At 63.7% G+C, this 18,016-nt stretch carries 16 protein-coding genes; 8 read left to right on the top strand and 8 right to left on the bottom strand.

Annotated features, from left to right (window positions below; translation table 11 throughout):
• Positions 1–10: 10 nt before the first annotated feature.
• The 5 genes from sucD to ATC00_RS15070 form a co-directional block, all read right to left on the bottom strand.
• A complete protein-coding gene (gene sucD, locus ATC00_RS15090) occupies positions 11–910 on the bottom strand; it encodes a succinate--CoA ligase subunit alpha (RefSeq protein WP_037384078.1) in 900 nt (299 codons plus the stop codon).
• A gap of 12 nt (positions 911–922) precedes the next feature.
• Positions 923–2,107, bottom strand: coding sequence for a malate--CoA ligase subunit beta (locus ATC00_RS15085; RefSeq protein WP_064253408.1), 1,185 nt, complete (start codon positions 2,105–2,107; stop codon positions 923–925).
• A gap of 12 nt (positions 2,108–2,119) precedes the next feature.
• Positions 2,120–3,061, bottom strand: coding sequence for an HpcH/HpaI aldolase/citrate lyase family protein (locus ATC00_RS15080; protein ID WP_064253407.1), 942 nt, complete (start codon positions 3,059–3,061; stop codon positions 2,120–2,122).
• Positions 3,062–3,074: 13 nt separating this feature from the next.
• Entirely contained in the window at positions 3,075–4,262 is a 1,188-nt protein-coding gene (locus tag ATC00_RS15075; RefSeq protein ID WP_064253406.1) for an aminotransferase class V-fold PLP-dependent enzyme, read from the bottom strand.
• A 178-nt stretch (positions 4,263–4,440) separates the two neighbouring features.
• Positions 4,441–5,082, bottom strand: coding sequence for a response regulator transcription factor (locus ATC00_RS15070; RefSeq protein WP_037384068.1), 642 nt, complete (start codon positions 5,080–5,082; stop codon positions 4,441–4,443).
• 304 nt (positions 5,083–5,386) lie between these two features.
• Here ATC00_RS15070 and ATC00_RS15065 point away from each other — a divergent pair, with 304 nt between their 5' ends.
• Entirely contained in the window at positions 5,387–6,598 is a 1,212-nt protein-coding gene (locus ATC00_RS15065; protein ID WP_412458389.1) for a GGDEF domain-containing protein, read from the top strand.
• 55 nt (positions 6,599–6,653) lie between these two features.
• Here the strand turns inward: ATC00_RS15065 and ATC00_RS15060 are convergent, their stop codons facing one another.
• From ATC00_RS15060 to ATC00_RS15050, 3 genes are all read right to left on the bottom strand, one after another.
• Complete coding sequence (locus ATC00_RS15060; protein WP_037384063.1) at positions 6,654–6,980, bottom strand: GYD domain-containing protein; 327 nt, start codon at positions 6,978–6,980, stop codon at positions 6,654–6,656.
• Positions 6,981–7,059: 79 nt separating this feature from the next.
• Positions 7,060–8,196: an adenylate/guanylate cyclase domain-containing protein gene (locus ATC00_RS15055; protein WP_234782316.1), complete on the bottom strand. Its 1,137-nt coding sequence runs from the start codon at positions 8,194–8,196 to the stop codon at positions 7,060–7,062.
• A 132-nt stretch (positions 8,197–8,328) separates the two neighbouring features.
• On the bottom strand, positions 8,329–8,892 hold the full coding sequence (locus ATC00_RS15050) for a methylated-DNA--[protein]-cysteine S-methyltransferase (protein WP_064253403.1): 564 nt from the start codon (positions 8,890–8,892) through the stop codon (positions 8,329–8,331).
• Between the two features lie 303 nt (positions 8,893–9,195).
• On the opposite strand from ATC00_RS15050, the gene argE reads away from it, so the two are divergent.
• The 7 genes from argE (at position 9,196) to ATC00_RS15015 (ending at position 17,982) form a co-directional block, all read left to right on the top strand.
• Positions 9,196–10,320, top strand: a complete 1,125-nt coding sequence (gene argE / locus ATC00_RS15045; RefSeq protein WP_064253402.1) for an acetylornithine deacetylase — start codon at positions 9,196–9,198, stop codon at positions 10,318–10,320.
• 125 nt (positions 10,321–10,445) lie between these two features.
• The gene (locus ATC00_RS15040) at positions 10,446–11,369 is read left to right on the top strand and encodes a 2-hydroxyacid dehydrogenase (protein WP_064253401.1); all 924 of its coding nucleotides are present in this window, start codon (positions 10,446–10,448) and stop codon (positions 11,367–11,369) included.
• A 27-nt stretch (positions 11,370–11,396) separates the two neighbouring features.
• Positions 11,397–11,750 carry a cupin domain-containing protein gene (locus tag ATC00_RS15035; RefSeq protein ID WP_064253400.1) on the top strand — a complete coding sequence of 118 codons (354 nt, stop codon included), beginning with the start codon at positions 11,397–11,399 and terminating at the stop codon, positions 11,748–11,750.
• Between the two features lie 665 nt (positions 11,751–12,415).
• Entirely contained in the window at positions 12,416–13,879 is a 1,464-nt protein-coding gene (locus tag ATC00_RS15030) for an aldehyde dehydrogenase family protein (RefSeq protein ID WP_064253399.1), read from the top strand.
• A gap of 9 nt (positions 13,880–13,888) precedes the next feature.
• On the top strand, positions 13,889–14,932 hold the full coding sequence (locus ATC00_RS15025; protein ID WP_064253398.1) for a tartrate dehydrogenase: 1,044 nt from the start codon (positions 13,889–13,891) through the stop codon (positions 14,930–14,932).
• 15 nt (positions 14,933–14,947) lie between these two features.
• On the top strand, positions 14,948–16,405 hold the full coding sequence (locus ATC00_RS15020) for an NAD-dependent succinate-semialdehyde dehydrogenase (RefSeq protein WP_064253397.1): 1,458 nt from the start codon (positions 14,948–14,950) through the stop codon (positions 16,403–16,405).
• Positions 16,406–16,782: 377 nt separating this feature from the next.
• The gene (locus tag ATC00_RS15015; RefSeq protein ID WP_064253396.1) at positions 16,783–17,982 is read left to right on the top strand and encodes a CAP domain-containing protein; all 1,200 of its coding nucleotides are present in this window, start codon (positions 16,783–16,785) and stop codon (positions 17,980–17,982) included.
• The last annotated feature ends 34 nt before the right edge of the window (positions 17,983–18,016 follow it).

The following is an 18,016-nucleotide window of genomic DNA, read 5'->3' as shown; positions in this document are numbered from 1 at the left end:
GCCTTGCCACTCAGGCTGCCTTGTTCATCGCCGACAACACTTCGGCGACACTCTCGCCGAAGGAGGACGGGGTCGGCACGATGGTCACACCCGCGCCCTTCAGGATCTCGACCTTTTCCTGCGCCGATTCTCCAAAGGCGGAGATGATCGCGCCGGCGTGACCCATGCGGCGGCCCTTCGGCGCCGAAAGCCCTGCGATATAGGCAATCAGCGGCTTCTTCATATGGTCACGCGCCCAGAGCGCGGCTTCCGCCTCTTGCGGGCCGCCGATCTCGCCGATCATCAGCACCGCGTCCGTTTCCGGATCCTGTTCGAACAGCTCCAGCATGTCCTTGAAGGACGAGCCGTTGACCGGATCCCCGCCGATGCCGACCGAGGTCGACACGCCGATGCCGAGAGCCTTCATCTGGCTCGCCGCCTCGTAGCCGAGCGTCCCCGAGCGGCCGACAATGCCAATGCGGCCGGGCAGATAGATGGAGCCGGGCATGATGCCCATCATCGCCTTGCCCGGCGTGATCATGCCCGCGCAGTTCGGCCCGATCAGGGTCATGCGATCCTCGAAGCGATAGCGCCTCATGTATCGCTTGACCCTGATCATGTCCTGGGAGGGAATGCCGTCGGTGATGCAGACGCAGAGCCGGATGCCCGCATCCGCCGCCTCCATGATCGAATCGGCCGCAAAGGGGGGCGGCACGAAGATGATCGAGGCCTCCGCACCGGTTTCCTGCACGGCGCCTTTCACCGTGTTGAAGACCGGCATGCCGAGATGGGTCTGGCCGCCCTTGCCGGGCGTGACGCCGCCGACCACGTTGGTGCCGTAGCGCTTCATGTCCTCGGCATGGAAGCTGCCGATCTTGCCGGTAAAGCCCTGGACGATGACGCGGGTGTTCTTGTCGAGCAGAATGGACATGTCTTGGCCTCCTCAGGCAGCCTTGCCGGCAGTGAACGATCGCCACGCGGCGACCGCCTTGTCGGCAGCTTCGGCCAGCGTTTCCGCGACAATGATGTTTTCGCCGGATTCGGCGAGGATGCGCCGGCCCTCTTCCATGTTGGTGCCGGACAGGCGGACCACGAGCGGCACCGGCACGCCGACTTCCTTCAGCGCCTTGATCACGCCCTCCGCCACCCAGTCGCAGCGGTTGATGCCGGCGAAGATGTTGACGAGGATCGTTTCAACGTTCTTGTCGTGCAGCACGGCGCGGAAGGATTTCGCAACGCGGTCGGGCGAGGCCCCGCCTCCGATGTCGAGAAAATTCGCGGGCTCGCCGCCAGCAATCTTGATCATGTCCATGGTCGCCATGGCCAGGCCGGCACCGTTGATGATGCAGCCGATATTGCCGTCGAGCCCGACATAGGAGAGGCCGCGGTCGGACGCGTAGGTCTCGCGCGGATCTTCCTGGCTCTTGTCGCGCATCTCGGCGATATGCGGCCGGCGGAACAGCGCGTTCTCGTCGAAGCTCATCTTGGCGTCCAGCGCCACGAGATCACCGCGGCGGGTCACGACCAGCGGATTGATCTCAAGCATCGCGGCGTCATAGTCGACGAAGGCGCGATAGCAGCCCATGAGCGTCTGCGTGGCGCGGCCGATCAGGGCATTGTCGATGCCGAGCCCGAAGGCAATCTCGCGGGCCTGGAAATCCTGCATGCCGACGCCCGGATCGACGGTGGCGCGGATGATGGAATCGGGCTCCGCCTCGGCGATCTCCTCGATCTCCATGCCGCCCGAGGACGAGGCGACGATCATGATGCGCTCGGATTTGCGGTCGAGGACGAAGCCGAGATAGATCTCGCGCTCGATATCCATCGCCTCCTCGACGTAGAGGCGGCTGACCAGCTTGCCCTGCGCCCCGGTCTGGTGCGTCACCAGCTTGGCACCGAGCATGGCATCGGCAGCCGCGACGATCTCGTGGTCGGACGAGCAGAGCTTGATACCGCCGGCCTTGCCGCGCGCCCCGGAATGGATTTGCGCCTTGACGACCCAGCGGTCGCCGCCGATCTCGCTTGCGCGATAGGCAGCCTGTTCGGGACTGTAGGCCAGCCCGCCGCGAGGAATGTGGATATGATAGCGGGAGAGAAGTTCCTTGGCCTGGTATTCGTGGATATCCATGGCTTCCTCCTCTCAGCGGCGGGCCGTGATGGCTTCATGGGTGGCGAGCACGTTGCGCGCCATGCGCTCGGAAGCGGCATCGATCATCTTTCCGTCGAGCGAGGCTGCACCTTTGCCCTCGCTCTCGGCGACCTTCAGCGCATCGATAATGCGGCGGGCGCGCTCGACCTCCTTCTCGGGCGGGGAAAAGATCTCGTTGGCAAGCGCGATCTGGCTTGGATGGATGGCCCACTTGCCCTCGATGCCAAGCGCAGCGGCACGGCGGGCCGCGGCCTTGTAGCCTTCCGGATCGGAGAAATCGCCGAAGGGACCGTCGATGGCGCGCAGGCCATAGGCGCGGCAAGCAACGGTCATCCGCGACAGGCCGAAGTGCCACTGGTCTCCCGGATAGTCGGGATTGAGACCGCCGATATTGACCGTGCGGGCCTTGAGGCTGGCGGCATAGTCGGCAACGCCGAAATGTAGGGCTTCCAGCCGGCCGCCAAAGGAGGCGATGGCCTCGACATTGGCCATGCCGAGAGCCGTCTCGATCAGGGCCTCGAGACCGACACGGGTCTTGTAGCCCTTGGCGATCTCGATCTGGTTGACCATCGCCTCGACCATGTAGAGGTCGGCGGGCACGCCGACCTTCGGCACCAGCAGCGTGTCGATCCTGTCGCCGGCCTGCTCCATGAGGTCGACGACGTCGCGGTACATGTAGTGCGTGTCCAGCCCGTTGATGCGCACCGAGATGGTCTTGCCACGGCCGCGCCAGTCGATCTCGTTCAGCGCTGCGACGATATTGGCGCGGGCCCGCTCCTTGTCCGGCGGGGCGACGGCATCCTCGATGTCGAGGAAGATGTAGTCGGCGTCGGAATTTGCGGCCTTCCCGATCATTTCGGGGTTCGAGCCCGGTACGGCGAGTTCGCTGCGCTGCAGCCGCAGCCGACGGAGATGGTTTATCGTGTGGCTCATGATTCCTGTCCTTTCAGGCTGCCTTGGCGGACGACACGGCGGCGGAGCGGAATTGGCTGATCGCCGCACCCACGCCCGCGCCCGGTTCGATCTTCACGCCGCAATCGAGCAGCGTCAGTTCGGCGGCGGAAAGTGCGCCCAGAACCATGACCTCGTTCAGCGAGCCGAGATGGCCGATGCGGAAAACTTTGCCGGCCACCTTGCTGAGCCCGCTGCCGAGCGAGGTGTTATAGGTTTGGTAGGCGTGGCGGATGACCTCGACCCCATCGATGCCTTCCGGCAGACGGATCGCCGAGACGGTGTCGGAGTGCCACTTCGGTTCGGTCGCGCAGAGCTTGAGCCCCCAGGCGGAGACCGCGGCGCGCACGCCATTGGCGAGGTGATGGTGGCGGGCGAAGATAGTCTCCAGGCCTTCTTCGAAGATCAGGTCCAGCGCAGCTCTGAGGCCGCGCAGCAGCTGTGTCGGCGGCGTATAGGGGAAATAGCCGGTGTCGTTGGTCTTGATCATGTCCTCGAAGGAGAAGTAGCAGCGCATGTGGCGGGCGGTCCTGGCGGCCTCAAGCGCCTTCTGGCTGACCGACAGGAAGCCGAGGCCGGCGGGCATCATGAAGCCCTTCTGCGAACCGGACACGGCACAGTCGACGCCCCACTCGTCCTGGCGGAAGTCGATCGATCCGATCGACGAGACGCCATCGACGAAGAGCAGTGCCGGATGACCGCAGGCGTCGAGCGCGGCGCGCACGGCGGCGACATCCGAGGTCACCCCGGTCGCGGTTTCGTTATGCGTTACGAAGACGGCCTTGATCTCATGCGCCTTGTCGGCGGCGAGCCGTTCGGCATAGAGCTCGACCGGCACGCCGGTGCCCCATTCCCTGTCGAGGCAATCGACCTCGAAACCGAGGCGCTCGGCCATGTCGACCCACAGATGCGAGAACTGGCCGAAGCGGCTCATCAGCACCCTGTCGCCGGGGGAGAGCACATTGGTCATCGCCGCTTCCCAGGCGCCAGTGCCGGACGACGGATAGATGAAAACGCGCCCGGTCTTGTTCTTGAACACCTCCTTGATATCGGCGAAGAGCGGCAGCGTCAGCTCCGGATAGCGTGGAGACCGCATGTCCTCCATCGGCAGGTTCATCGCCTGGCGAACCCGTTCGGGTATGTTGGTGGGGCCCGGAATGAAGAGATGATTGTAGCCTGACATCGTTCCTCCAATGGCTGCGTCCGCGGACGGCGTTTTCTCGGCGCCAAAGCTGCCTTTTCGGGGCATGCCCGCACAACACTCGCTCAGGCAGAAAAGAATGCCGGACGGGCAGCGCGAGCGCGGCCCTGACGGGTGGTCACTTGGAGGAGATGGGTAGGAGAAGACTACCCGCAGGTAGTCAATCCGGATTGCGCCGGCGCTCCTTGGTGTAGAGTGCCACGGCCATGGCGCGATTGCGCACCTCGAGCTTGTCGTAAAGATTCTTCAGGTGGTATTTCACGGTATTTTCGGAAATGCCGGTTCGGGCGGCGATCTGAATATTGGTCCAGCCATTGGCGAGCATGCCGAGCAGTTCGCTCTCGCGCGAGGTGAGCTGCTGGAAGGGCGTGTTCGAGATTTTCGAGAGCACCGTATAGGGAATGCAGATCCGGCCCTTCATCACCGCGGTGAGCGTCGCGAACAGGATTTCAGGATCCTCGAACTGATAACAAAGCCCGTTCACACCCAGCCTGATCGTCTCGTTGACGACGGCGGGATCACGGGTATCGGCGAATAGAACGATCCTCGGATCGAGTCCGAGCCGGCCGAGATCGGCGAGCACGTCGGGTGCCTCGGCATCGTCGAGCTGCCAGGAAAGCAGCACGCAATCCACTTCGGCGATGGCAAGCTTCTCATAAAGCTCAGCCGATGTGCTCGCGGTGTCGGCGATAAAAAAGCGGGCATTCTCGGAAAACAATCCACGGAGGGCAGCAATGACGAGCGGATTGCGTTCCGCGATCAGAACACGCCCGACCGCCTCCTGCGGCACGGATGCAACCATGCGTCTCTCCCATTGACGCAGACCTGTTCGACGACTGCATGTCTCCTTAAATCGATCTCGATTTAAGGGCAAAGACATGCAGCAATTCAAAGTCTACAGCGGCCTTTGCGCGTCTGATTAGACGCGCGGCGCTGTAAGGGAACGTATCATTTGCGTCGGCGGCCGGGTCACCGCGAAGCGACGGAACATATTCAAATAGCCCGCTTTGTCTTTACTTGCCTGCGGCCGATGCTCCACTACATGGGTGGGCATGGACATTGAGGAGAGCGCAGTCTCAGCGAGTGGGGTTAACCCATCCACACAGATGCAGCTTCAGGCGCAAGATCCCGCTATCATGGCCGAAGTTGCGCGCCTTCTTGCCGGGCGCACGCGTGACATCCGCCTCAAGGGCGAGCTTCGCCGCCTGTTCCAGGAGCGGTCCTGGCGGCGAACCGCCAAGGTCATTCGTGCCTGGATGGTATGGGTGGCGCTGTTGGATGTCCTTACCTTGGGCCTCAACGCCATCCTGCTTCCGAAGGCGATCGTCCTGCCGATGCTCTTGCCCGCCTGCATCCTGCCGCCCGCAGCTCTCGCCACCGCCTTCGTCTGGCGAAAGCCGCAAGCGACCTGGCTCCAGGGGGTGTCAATCATCGCAGGCCTGTTTTTCATCCTCCTGTCGGTAGCACTGGTGGGCGTCGGCGCGGGTGGCGAGTTCTACGAGCGCCACCTGACCATCATGCTGTTCGTGACCATTACCGCGATCATCATCTTCAGCATTCCGTTGGCTTGGACGGTCACCGTTGCCGCCATGGCGCTTGGTCTCTACCTGGTTTTCCAACTGCTGAACCCCGGCCTGGAGACGGGAAGCGCCGTGGCTGCGACATTGTTTTTTGCGAGCGGCATCGTCGCCACCGTCGTTGCGCGGCGCACGATGACGATCCTGGCGCAGAAGGGTTTCCTTCTCGAGCTCAGAGACCGCAGCCGCGTCGCCGAACTTGCCGACGCGAATGCCCGGCTGGAGCGTCTCGCGAGAACCGATCCGCTGACCGGAATCGCCAACCGGCGCTGGATGATGGAAACGCTGAACCGGCTCTGGAGCGCCGGTCTGGACAGCCGCGGCTGCGCCATGCTGATGTGCGATATCGACGAGTTCAAGAAGCTCAACGATCACCTCGGCCATGCGGAGGGCGATCGCTGCCTCGTGAAGGTTGCGGGTATCATTCAGAGCAGCGTGAAAAGCGATCGCGATCACGTGGCCCGTTACGGCGGCGAGGAGTTCCTGATCGTGCTTCCGGGCGTCGACGAGGCCGAGGCGATCTTTCTGGCCGAACGGATTCGCGGGAGCGTCGAGGCCGCCTCTCTTCCGAACCCGGCATCCCGCATTTCGCCCTACGTCACTCTCAGCATCGGAGTGGCGACCCAGCCGCCGGATGAGAAGGTCGTCTCACCGGAACAGCTTCAGAACCAGGCCGATGCGGCACTCTACCTTGCCAAGCAAGCCGGACGGAATCGTGTGGTGCTACACGATCCGAGTTGACCGACAGCTTCGAGGAAGTGCATCCGCTTCGCGCAAAGTATAGACAGTGCGGCGCCTACGTTGCCGGAGGGCGGTACCGTACCTGCTTTGCCTTTGCCAAGGCGTCAATGGTATCCTCGACGCTGAGGAGTACGGTGGTCTCGATGGAGCTCAGCGCCCCTCCCGCGCCGATCGCGATCGCGACAGCGGCCATCGAGACGCTGTCGGGCGCCTCCCAAAGCGTCCAACCGTCATGCTCGCCAAACGCGTACCAGAAGCCGTGGAGCTTACCGCCCACGGCCTCGATATACGTTCGAGCCGCCTCGCGTCGATCCTCGGGATTCTGAATCATGCGCGCCCATGTTTCGGGCGTATAGCTGAAGCGCGTGAGATACATGGTCATGGCTCACCTCCTGCGTGAGAGCATTCAGTTAACGCTCAAGCCGCGGGGAACGCGAGTCATTTCCAGGATGGGTTCCGACCTACTTGGTACCCAAGAGGGCAAACACATCGACCGGTTCGTCCAGTCCTCTCAGGGCATAGGAGCCGAGACTTTCAAGCTCTCCGGCGCATCCTGCCCTATCGACAAAGGCTCTTGAAAACAGAACGGGGCGCTTGAGCTCCTTGGTCAGGCTCTCGAGCCGGGAGGCGATGTTGACGGCCGGTCCGATGACGGTGAAATCGAGGCGCTTGCGCGAACCGATATTGCCGTACATCACGTCGCCGACATGGACGCCGATGCCGTAGCCGAGCGGATCATGGCCCTTTTTGAGGTTCGCCTCATTGAGCCGGGAAAGCGCCGCCTGCGCTTCGTCGATGGCGGCGAGAAGCTGGCCGCAGGCGCAAGGGTCGGTGAGAGGAAAGATCGCCAGCAGTCCGTCGCCCATGAATTTCAATATCTCTCCGCCATGCCGCTCGATCGGTTCGGACATGGCGTCGAAATAGTCGTTCAGGAGCTCGATGACGTCATCACGCGGCCAGAGATCCGACAATCTCGTGAAGTCGCGCAGGTCGCAGATCAGGATTGCCGCGCCGACCGTCACACCGCTGCCGCGCGTCGTCGCCCCTGCCATAATCTGTTCGCTGGCATGCGGGCCGACATAGGTTTCGAGGAGCGTGCGCGCCATACGGTTCTTCAGCCGGATTTCGCTGACGAGCGCCAGCGCCGGCAGAATGTCTCCAAGGAAGGCAATATCGTCAGCGTCGAAGCCGCCCGGTCGGTCGCTGGCAAAGGTGATCGCGTGCCGCTTGCCGAGCGTATGGTAAAGCGGCCAGATCATATAGTCGGTGAGGCCCTCGGCCCTGAGCTCCTCGTAGAGCGGGTAGTTCGGACCCTCGGCCGTCGGGTCGTCCAGGTGCCGGCGCACCTCCTCGGCCCCTTCGTTGAACGCGTGCAACGGGCTGTTCAGATATTGCGTGCTGTCTTCGACGCCATATTCATAGGTGTCGATCTCCGCCTCCGACAATCCCTTCCGCCACAGGATGCGCGCGCCGATCCATTGCGGGTGGTGTATCCTGAAATGCAGCGTCGCACGGGCAACCGGCACACCGGCTTCCGACAATCTCTGGCACAGTTCCACGAAGATGTTGTCGATGAAGCGTTCTTCGCGCGTCTCCATCACCAGCCAGTCGAGAATCTTCCGCCGCTCGACGGACGACACCCTATCGCTCTGGCGAGCGGAACCCCACCGCGCCTCAGGTAAAGTCTGCATTGCTCCCTCCTTCGGCCGGGATTCCATCGCTGCCATTGTTCAAAATCCCAGGGATTGCTGTGCCGGCTCCGGCGGACCGATATGAACGCCTTCCAATTCGAGCATGCGCAGCTTCGCCGAGGCGCCGCCCGGTGCCGAAAACCCGCCAACCTTGCCGCCGGCCGCCAGGACACGATGGCACGGTATGATCAGTGCGACGGGATTTTTCGCCATCGCCTGGCCGACGTCTCGCGCCGCTTCCGGGCCGGCCCCGAGCTCCTTGGCCAGCGCGCCATAGGTCGTCGTGCGCCCCCAGGGGATCTTTCGCGTCGCTGCATAGATTTGCTTGAACAAGGCGTCCTGTTCACCAAGGTCGAGCGCGAGCCCGGAGAAATCCGTCTCCTTGCCTTCGAAATAGCGTTTCACCTCGGCAACGGCCTCCACGACCTCCGACGGCGGCTCTTGTGGTTTCGCCTCGGGCAGACGCCTGAGCAGAAGCCGCTCAGTCGCCTCCGCACTTTTGGTCGGCAGTTGAAAGCGTGTGATACCGCGCGCGCTCCAGGCGATGCCGCAGAACCCGGCCGCCGTGTCGAAGATCAGGTATCGGTGTGCTGTCCGGCCCATAGCCGCAGCCTCCCGCGCGATTCCAGTTTCCATGAAAATCGTGCGGCCAGGCTGCGAATTCAACCCGTTTCTTGGGTGCCGCTTGTCCGCAACATAAAACACTTCAGATTCTTGCAATACGGCACTTTCCACTGAAGGCTCGGGACATTCGGCAAGCAGTTGCCCCGCGTCGACCTATCCTGACAGGACAAGACACGGATCTGTTCCGCTGCGACAGGCCCTGCGTCGATCCGGCACCCTGCCGACACGAGCGGATGATCGGCGGAACCGACCTCGGCAAGCTCGGCATGCTGTGAGAGAAAAATGAAGACAGAAGAGATCCTCGCCCGCCTCATAGCCTTTCCATCTGTGGTCGGAACGGCGAACCACGACATCGTCGACTGGATCCGCACCTACCTGACCGGGCTGGGCGCCCAAGTCAGCGTGCTGCCCGGTCCGGAAGGCGATCGCTCGAACCTCTTCGCCAGCATCGGCCCGGCCGACCAGCGGGGCATCATCCTATCGGGCCACATGGACGTGGTGCCGGCTGCCGAACCGCCATGGAGCAGCGATCCGTTCAGCCTCAGGCGTGAGGGTGAACGGCTCTATGGGCGCGGAACCAGCGACATGAAGGGCTTTCTCGCCTGCGCTCTCGCGGCCCTGCCGACCCTCGCCTCCTTGCCGCTCTCCCGGCCGCTCCACCTCGCCTTCTCCTACGACGAGGAAGCCGGCTGCCGCGGCGTCCCGCACCTGATTTCGCGCCTGCCGGATCTCTGCGCAAAGCCCCAGGGCTGTATCGTCGGCGAGCCGAGCGGCCTGCGTGCGATCCGCGCCCACAAGGGCAAGGCCGCCGCGCGCATCGAAATCGTTGGCCGGGCCGGCCATTCCTCGCGGCCGGACCTCGGTCTCAACGCCATCCACGCCATGGCGGAGATCGTTGCCGAGGCAGTCTGTTCCGCTGACGCCCTGACGAAAGGTCCTTTCGACGGCAATTTCGAGCCGCCCTATTCGTCGCTCCAGGTCGGCACCATTGCCGGCGGTCAGGCGGTGAACATTATTCCCGAGCGCTGCACGATCGAGCTTGAGGCCCGTGCCGTGGCGGGCGTCGATCCCTCCTCGCTTCTTTCGGACATCGAGACCAAACTCGAAAGCCTGACAGAACGCGGCTTTAAAACGCGCTGGGAGACGTTGAGTGCCTATCCGGCGCTGTCGCTCAAGGAAAATGCGCCGCTGGCCGTCCTGTTGCGCGACCTGACCGGGCAGGAACCGCTTCCCGCCGTCAGCTACGGAACGGAGGCCGGGCTTTATCAAGCGGCCGGAATTGACGCGATCATCTGTGGTCCGGGCGACATCGCGCGTGCCCACAAGGCGAACGAGTATATCGAGAGCGGCGAGCTTGCGGCCTGCAGAACCATGATCGAGGCGCTGGGGCAAAGGCTGCGTGCCTGAATCCGGACGACCGGCAAGTCGCGATCACCCACTAACTCGGTGCCAAATGCCGTTGATTCGGCCTGCTTCGGAGCATTCTGCCGGGGCAATGCAGCAAGCATGCGTGGAAAGAAGCGAGGACGGCAATGGCCTTTCTGTTCAATTCGGACGCCGAACGGGCGAAGATTTTTGCGGCTGAACTCGCCCGCGAGCTTCCCTCGCTCCCTTTCATCACGGACGCCGGCAGCGTCGATCCTGCCGCGGTCCGCTATCTGCTGACATGGACCGCACCATCGGACCTTGAGCGATACGTCAATCTCGAGGTCCTTTTCTCTATCGGCGCCGGCGTCGACCAGTTCGCGCTCGACCGCCTGCCGAAAACGGTCAAGCTCGTCCGGATGATCGAGGACGGTATCACCCGGATGATGCAGGAATATGTGACGCTTGCAGTCCTCGCGCTGCATCGCGATCTTCCCGGTTATCTTGGCCAGCAGAGCGTCGGCGCGTGGCGCGGGCGCCCGGTCCGCCAGGCGACGGAGCGGCGGGTCGGCGTCATGGGCCTCGGCAATCTCGGCCAGGCGGTGCTGGACCGGCTCCGTCCCTTCGGCTTTCGGCTGTGCGGCTGGAGCCGCTCGCCGCACGAAATCCCGGGCGTCACCTGCTACAATGGCGATGAGGGGCTTTCCGACTTTCTGGCCACCCAGGACATTCTGATCTGCCTTTTGCCGCTCACCGCCGAGACACGCGGCATCTTCGATGCCTCGCTTTTCGCGAAATTGCCGAGCGGCGCCGGTCTCGTGCATGCCGGGCGTGGGCCGCAACTCGATACCGGCGCGCTTGTTGCGGCACTCGACAGCGGGCAGCTCTCCGGCGCCGTCCTCGACGTCACCGATCCGGAACCGCTGCCGGCGGACCACCCGCTCTGGCGCCACCCGAAGGTGATCATCACCCCGCACATCGCCAGCGTCACCCAGCCGGAAACCGCCGCGAAAACCGTCATCGCCAATATCCGGCGCCACGAAGCCGGCCTCGACGTCGTCGGCCTCATCGACCGTGACCGCGGCTATTGATCCCATAGGAACCCCGAAAGGTAAGCCATGTCTCTGCTGAAGAAAATCGACACCAATCCGCAGTTCGAGCCGAAGCGGTCGACGCCGACCCCCGAACGGCTGATTTCCGGCAGCCCGTCCTTCAACACCTGGGCTCAGGACGTCGCCCGCGACGGCATGATCATTACCGGCGTCTGGGAAGCGACCCCGGGCGAGACCCGCTCGATCAAGGGTGAGACATTCGAGTTCTGCCACATCCTCGATGGCGTCGTCGAACTCACCGAAGAGGGCGGCACCCCGGTCACCTATCGCGCCGGTGACAGCTTCATTATGAAGCCCGGCTTCAAGGGCGTCTGGCGGACGATCGAGACCGTCCGGAAAATCTATTTGACCGTCGGCTGATGGTGAGCTTCGGGACCGGCCGGTCTACGAGGTCGAGCGGGACGGCACCAACCGCTCCCGGTTCGACCTCCCCTGATCCAGCAGTATCTCGCCGAGGACTCCTCCTGGAACCCTCGGCTTCGACCGCGCTCTTTTCTGCGCCCTCGCCGTCTTCGCATCTTCGCAACGTCTTCACCCTGCCACTGATCGCGGCGAGGACTTGCCGCCGAGCTAACAAAGGGCGCCCGCCAGCCCCTAACCCGCTCACATCTGGATGCTCACCACGCAGGGTGTCCGCCGACAAGCCGCTCGCTGAAAGGGCGAAACGACCGCTGTCGACCTAACACCTGATCTTTTTTAATTCCCCGCCGGAAGAAATCGGCATGTAGCGGTGCAGACCGCGCCCTCGGTCGCGTGACTCCGCTTGTCATAGGGGCTCGGGCATGGCGCTCTCGACGGCTCGGCTTTTGACGATTTCGACGCGCCCGCCGCCCGCCTTTTTCAGCCGCGCACCGCGATGCACCTCGCGTTCGCAAAGCCATTCCTCGCTTACCTCGCGACCGAACGGCGGAAGATTGCGCTGAACCGCTCCCATTAAACAGCGTATTCGATCATCGCCATCGGCGCAGTCGACTGAAACTGCCGGTAAAGCGCCGCTAATCTTGCCCGGAAGGCAAGGAGCAGCGATGACCCTCAGTTTCAACCCCGATACGCTCGAACTCCCCAAGGGCCATTTCATTGGCGGCCGCTATGTGCCCGCGGCGGGCGGGCTCGCCATGCATCGTCCTTCCGACGGGGTGGCCTATGCCGAGTGCCCCGTCGCCGGCGAAGACCTGGTCGATCAGGCGGTCGCGAGCGCAAGGCGTGCGCTGAAGGAAAGCGGCTGGTCGGGCCTGCGTCCGCGCGAAAGGACCCGCGCTCTTTCGCGGTGGGCCGACCTCATCGAGGCGGAAGCGGCGACGCTTGCCCGCCTCGAGGCGGTCGCCTCCACCCGTCCCGTCGGTCACCTCATCGACGGCGATATTGCCGTCACCGCCGAACAGATCCGCTTCTTCGCCGAATTCGCCGACAAGGAAGGCGGCGACTTGGTTCCGACCGACGACGACAATCTCGGCATGATCATGACCGAGCCCTATGGCGTCGTCGGGGCAATCACGCCCTGGAATTTTCCGGTCTCCATGGCCGGCTGGAAACTTGGGCCGGCGGTCGCCGCCGGCAATGCGGTCGTCTTGAAGCCGTCCGAGATGACGCCCTTTTCGACGCTCTACCTCGCCGAACTTGCGGTGCGCGCCGGTCTTCCGGCCGGCCTTGTCAATGTCGTGCTCGGCGATGGACCAACCACCGGCAATGCGATGACCGGACATCCGGGCATTGCCAAGGTGAGCTTCACCGGCTCGACGGCCGCCGGAGCGGCGATCATGGAAAACATCGCGCGCACCGGCATCAAGCCGATGACGCTCGAGCTCGGCGGAAAAAGCCCGCAGCTCGTCTTCGCCGATGCGGATCTCGAACGCGCCGCGCAGGCGATCGCCCGCAACATCCTCGCCAATGCCGGGCAGGCTTGCGTTGCCGGCTCGCGGCTGATCGCCGACAGGAGAATTGCCGAGCGACTGACCGCAGCGATCGTCGGCCACATGTCGGCGATCCAGCCCGGACCGACCTGGGACGCGGCGAGCCAATATTCGCCGATCATCTCCGAGCGCCAGATCGGCCGGATCGATGCGATCGTGCGGAGAGCCGCGGCGACCGGCGGCGAATGCCTGCTCGGCGGCCAGCAGCTTGAGCGGGAGGGCTATTTCTACGCGCCGACGCTGATCGCCGGCGTCGACCAATCCTCTCCCGCCGTCACCGAGGAGATCTTCGGGCCGGTGCTGACACTTCAGACCTTCGACGAGGAAGAAGAGGCCCTGGCGCTCGCCGACCATCCCACCTACGGGCTCGCCGCCGGCGTTTTCACCCGCGACCTGTCGCGCGCCGTCCGCGTGACGCGCCGGCTCGAGGCGGGAACCGTCTGGGTCAACCGCTACGGCCGCTCGCGCGACCACATCCTGCCGACCGGCGGCTACAAGAGCTCCGGCATCGGCAAGGATCTCGGCCGTGAAGCCTATATCGCCAACCGCCGCAGCAAGAGCGTGCTGATCAATCTCTGAGGGACCAAGATGAAGAGCTATTCGATCGCGCTGATCCCCGGAGACGGCATCGGCAAGGAGGTGGCGACCGCCGCCTGGAAGGTGCTGGAGAAGGTCTCCTCCCGGTCGGGCTTCGAGCTGAAGGCCACGACCTTTCCCTGGTCCTGTACCTACTACAAGGAGACTGGGGCGATGATGCCGGCCGACGGCATCGAGACGCTGCGCGGCTTCGACGCCATCCTGCTCGGCGCGGTCGGCTGGCCGGCCGAGGTTCCGGACTCCGTGTCGCTGCACGGCCTGCTGCTGCCGATCCGCAAGGCCTTCGTGCAATATGCCAATATCCGTCCGCATCGGCTGCTCCCCGGTGTCGAAGGTCCCTTGAAGGCCCGCAATTTCGACATCCTCTGCATCCGCGAGAACACCGAGGGTGAATATTCCGGCGCCGGCGGACGTGTGCATCAGGGGACGGCGGACGAGGTCGCGGTCGAGACGTCGATCTTCACCCGAACCGGTGTCGAACGCATTCTCCGCTTCGGCTTCGAACAGGCCCGCGCCCGCCGCGGCAAGCTCGCCTCGGTGACGAAGTCGAATGCGCAGAAATATTCGATGGTCTTCTGGGACGAGATCACCGAACGTCTTGCCAAGGAATATCCGGACGTGACCGTCGCCAGCTACCACATCGACGCGATGGCTGCCCGCATGGTCATGGCGCCGGAAAGCCTCGACGTCGTCGTCGCCTCCAATCTCTTCGGCGACATCCTCACCGACCTTGGCGCCGCCATCCAGGGCGGCCTGGGCTTCGCGGCCTCCGCTAACATCAACCCCGATCGCAGCGCCCCCTCGATGTTCGAGCCGGTGCACGGATCGGCACCGGACATCGCTCATCTCGGCATCGCCAATCCCATCGCGGCGATCTGGTCGGCGGCGATGATGCTCGATCATCTCGGCGAGACGGCCGGGGCGGAAGCGATCATGGCGGCGATCGCGGCGACTACCTCCGCCGGCATCGGCACGGTGCCCGGCAAGGACAGAACGGAAACCATCACAGCCGCGGTTGTTGCCGCGCTCGACTGATTACAGGGGAACGATATGCTGAAGTTGAACGACACGGACCTTTTCCGCCAAGCGGGCCTGATCCACGGCGCCTGGACCGCCGCGGCTTCGGGCGAAGTCGTCGAGGTCATCGACCCCGCGGCTCAGGACGTCCTCGGCACGGTTCCGGACATGGGGACGGACGAGACCCGGGCTGCGATCGAGGCTGCCGCTGCCGCCTTTGGACCGTGGAAGAAGAAGACGCATGCCGAACGGGCGGCGCTGCTCGAACGCTGGCATGCGCTGATGATCGAAAATCTCGAGGATCTGGCGCTGCTGCTGACGATGGAGCAGGGCAAGCCGCTCGACGAAGCGCGCGGCGAGATCCGCTACGGCGCCGCCTTTGTCAAATGGTTCGCCGAGGAAGCCCGCCGCATCGGCGGCCATACGATCCCGTCGCCGACGGCGGATCGCCGCATCGTCGTCTTGAAGGAAGCGGTCGGCGTCTGCGCCATCGTCACGCCCTGGAATTTCCCGAACGCGATGATCACCCGTAAGGTCGCCCCGGCGCTCGCTGCCGGCTGCACCGTTGTCATCAAGCCCTCGGAATTCACACCGTTCTCGGCGCTCGCGCTGGGCGTGCTGGCCGAGCGCGCCGGCATCCCGGCCGGCGTCATCAACATCGTCACCGGCATGCCGACGAAGATCGGCAACGAGTTCATGGGCAACGAGACGGTGCGCAAGATCTCCTTCACCGGATCGACCCGTGTCGGTTCGCTGTTGATGCGCGGCGCCGCCGACGGCGTCAAGCGGCTCTCGCTCGAGCTCGGCGGCAACGCCCCCTTCATCGTCTTCGACGACGCCGATCTCGATCTCGCCGTCGAAGGCGCGATCGCCTCGAAGTTCCGCAATGGCGGCCAGACCTGCGTCTGCGCCAACCGCATCCTGGTGCAGGCCGGCGTATATGACGCCTTCGCCGAGAAGCTCGCCGCCCGCGTCGACGCCATGAAGGTCGGCCCCGGAACCGAGCCGGGCGTCGCCATCGGCCCGATGATCAACGCGGCGGCGATCGAGAAGATCGAACGCCATGTCGAGGATGCTTTGGCCAAGGGCGCGAAGGTCGCGGCGCGTAGCAGATCGGTGCCGGAGGGCAAGCAATACACTGCCCCGCTGGTGCTGACCGGCGCCACCACCGAGATGCTGCTTGCCGGCGAAGAGACCTTCGGTCCGGTCGCGCCGCTCTTCCGCTTCGAGACCGAAGAAGAAGCGATCGCTATTGCCAACGGCACGCCGTTCGGGCTCGCCGCCTACTTCTACACGGAAAGCCTGAAGCGCTCCTGGCGCGTCGGCGAAGCGCTGGAATTCGGCATGATCGGTCTCAACACCGGCGCCATCTCCACCGAGGTCGCGCCCTTCGGCGGCGTCAAGCAATCCGGCCTCGGCCGCGAGGGCGCCCAATGCGGCATCGAGGAATATCTTGAAATGAAGAGCTTCCACATCGGCGGGCTGGCGTAACTTCGGATACTCACAAACCGTATCCCTCCGGCGGGAGCCGCTTCGAGCGCGAAGCGGCCCCGCCAGGCGATCATTGCGTCGACCGCGTGAACAGCGGGCGAAACAATTCCTCCGAACGCTGAGGACCTTCATCCGTCCTGCGCCTTAGCCTCGGCTCATGTCCCCGCGATAATAGCTCCTCTCCGCGACAATAGCTCCACAGTAACCGAGTGCGGGATTTTGCCATTCGCGACACCGCGCCAAGGCAGCGGCGAAGATATATGTGCGAATCCTCAAGTTGGACAATCTTATTCCGCACCTTGGACACAGTTCGTTCCTATGGGGCGATGGGCAATGCACTCAACCAACAAGGAACGACTGTCAGGGAGACTTTCTGAATGCCGCAGCACAGCGCGAATGAACAATACCTGCTAGAGTTGATCAATGCCGAGAGGGCGAAAGCGGGCGTACAGCCGCTGGCCTTCGACAACGATCTCAGCGAAGCCGCCCAAGGGCACAGCCGGTGGATGCTCGCTGCCGACGTTTTCTCGCATACCGGTTCTGGGGGATCCAGTTCGACACAGCGCATGCAAGCGGCGGGCTATGTCTTGCAGGGGTCCTGGTCCACCGGTGAGAATATCGCCTGGGCAACGACCCGAGCCCCCACCGGATATCAGGATGAAGTCAAGCTCCTGCACACCAACTTGATGAACTCGTCCGGTCACCGCGCCAACCTTCTCAATCCGAATTTCCGCGAGGTCGGCCTCGGCGTCGAGGTCGGCGACTATGGCGGCCGCAGCAGCGCATTCGTGACGGAGGATTTCGCAAAGACCGGTTCCGAACTCTTCCTGACGGGTGTGGCTTTCGACGATCGCGATGGCGATCGCTTCTACGATCCCGGCGAGGGCCTCGGCGGCGTTACGGTGACCGCCAAGAATTCAGCGGGCCAGCTTTTCAAAACGACGACGACCGCCGCCGGCGGCTATGACCTCGCACTGAAGCCCGGCACCTATACCGTCACGTTCTCGGGCGCCAACATTGCCACGTCGACCCAGACGGCCGCCATCGGCACGAAAAACGTGAAGAAGGACCTTATTGATCCGATCATGACGTCAGGAACGCTGAGTGCGAATGCCGCAGCGGAAAATTCGGCTTCGGGTTCGACGCAGGTCCAGGCTCCGGTTCCATCCGATGAATCGGATGGCGACGGAATGCCCACTTCGAACGCCTGGCTTGCGGATTTCCTCAAAGACAGCGGTGATTGGGACGTGGTGCAGAACGACCGCTTAACCGGTTCCGCCAGCGATGAGGCAAGCGCCCCGGTGGCCAAGAATGGCGATCATTTCGCTCTCGCGCTCAACGGTGACCAGTTGCATTTTCAACCGTCCCTTGAGACTGGCGGCGGCTCCGACGAAATCGCCGACTTGTTCGAGGAGATGGTTGCCAATTTCGCTCACCGCGATGCTCTCCCGTCTCGGTTCGCGGACCACTCGGCCGACTTCCAGGCGCCGGCGGACGTCGCCGATGGCGCGCAAGATGCGCTCGCCAACATCCTCGCGACAACCAGAGGTAGCCTGAATTCGGATCTTTTTATCTGAGGTTCATCCGCCAGCCGGAGGTCATGGGTCCCCG

The organism is Sinorhizobium americanum (assembly GCF_001651855.1).
Lineage (GTDB): Bacteria > Pseudomonadota > Alphaproteobacteria > Rhizobiales > Rhizobiaceae > Sinorhizobium > Sinorhizobium americanum.
Note: the sequence above shows the minus strand (reverse complement) of the source record. Positions and strands in the feature narration are given on the sequence as shown.

What these genes read in the sequence shown, in the direction of transcription:
- sucD (WP_037384078.1), bottom strand. Translation starts at nt 910, where the DNA reads ATGTCCATTCTGCTCGACAAGAACACCCGCGTCATCGTCCAGGGCTTT.
- ATC00_RS15085 (WP_064253408.1), bottom strand. Translation starts at nt 2,107, where the DNA reads ATGGATATCCACGAATACCAGGCCAAGGAACTTCTCTCCCGCTATCAT.
- ATC00_RS15080 (WP_064253407.1), bottom strand. Translation starts at nt 3,061, where the DNA reads ATGAGCCACACGATAAACCATCTCCGTCGGCTGCGGCTGCAGCGCAGC.
- ATC00_RS15075 (WP_064253406.1), bottom strand. Translation starts at nt 4,262, where the DNA reads ATGTCAGGCTACAATCATCTCTTCATTCCGGGCCCCACCAACATACCC.
- ATC00_RS15070 (WP_037384068.1), bottom strand. Translation starts at nt 5,082, where the DNA reads ATGGTTGCATCCGTGCCGCAGGAGGCGGTCGGGCGTGTTCTGATCGCG.
- ATC00_RS15065 (WP_412458389.1), top strand. Translation starts at nt 5,387, where the DNA reads ATGCAGCTTCAGGCGCAAGATCCCGCTATCATGGCCGAAGTTGCGCGC.
- ATC00_RS15060 (WP_037384063.1), bottom strand. Translation starts at nt 6,980, where the DNA reads ATGACCATGTATCTCACGCGCTTCAGCTATACGCCCGAAACATGGGCG.
- ATC00_RS15055 (WP_234782316.1), bottom strand. Translation starts at nt 8,196, where the DNA reads ATGGAGACGCGCGAAGAACGCTTCATCGACAACATCTTCGTGGAACTG.
- ATC00_RS15050 (WP_064253403.1), bottom strand. Translation starts at nt 8,892, where the DNA reads ATGGGCCGGACAGCACACCGATACCTGATCTTCGACACGGCGGCCGGG.
- argE (WP_064253402.1), top strand. Translation starts at nt 9,196, where the DNA reads ATGAAGACAGAAGAGATCCTCGCCCGCCTCATAGCCTTTCCATCTGTG.
- ATC00_RS15040 (WP_064253401.1), top strand. Translation starts at nt 10,446, where the DNA reads ATGGCCTTTCTGTTCAATTCGGACGCCGAACGGGCGAAGATTTTTGCG.
- ATC00_RS15035 (WP_064253400.1), top strand. Translation starts at nt 11,397, where the DNA reads ATGTCTCTGCTGAAGAAAATCGACACCAATCCGCAGTTCGAGCCGAAG.
- ATC00_RS15030 (WP_064253399.1), top strand. Translation starts at nt 12,416, where the DNA reads ATGACCCTCAGTTTCAACCCCGATACGCTCGAACTCCCCAAGGGCCAT.
- ATC00_RS15025 (WP_064253398.1), top strand. Translation starts at nt 13,889, where the DNA reads ATGAAGAGCTATTCGATCGCGCTGATCCCCGGAGACGGCATCGGCAAG.
- ATC00_RS15020 (WP_064253397.1), top strand. Translation starts at nt 14,948, where the DNA reads ATGCTGAAGTTGAACGACACGGACCTTTTCCGCCAAGCGGGCCTGATC.
- ATC00_RS15015 (WP_064253396.1), top strand. Translation starts at nt 16,783, where the DNA reads ATGCCGCAGCACAGCGCGAATGAACAATACCTGCTAGAGTTGATCAAT.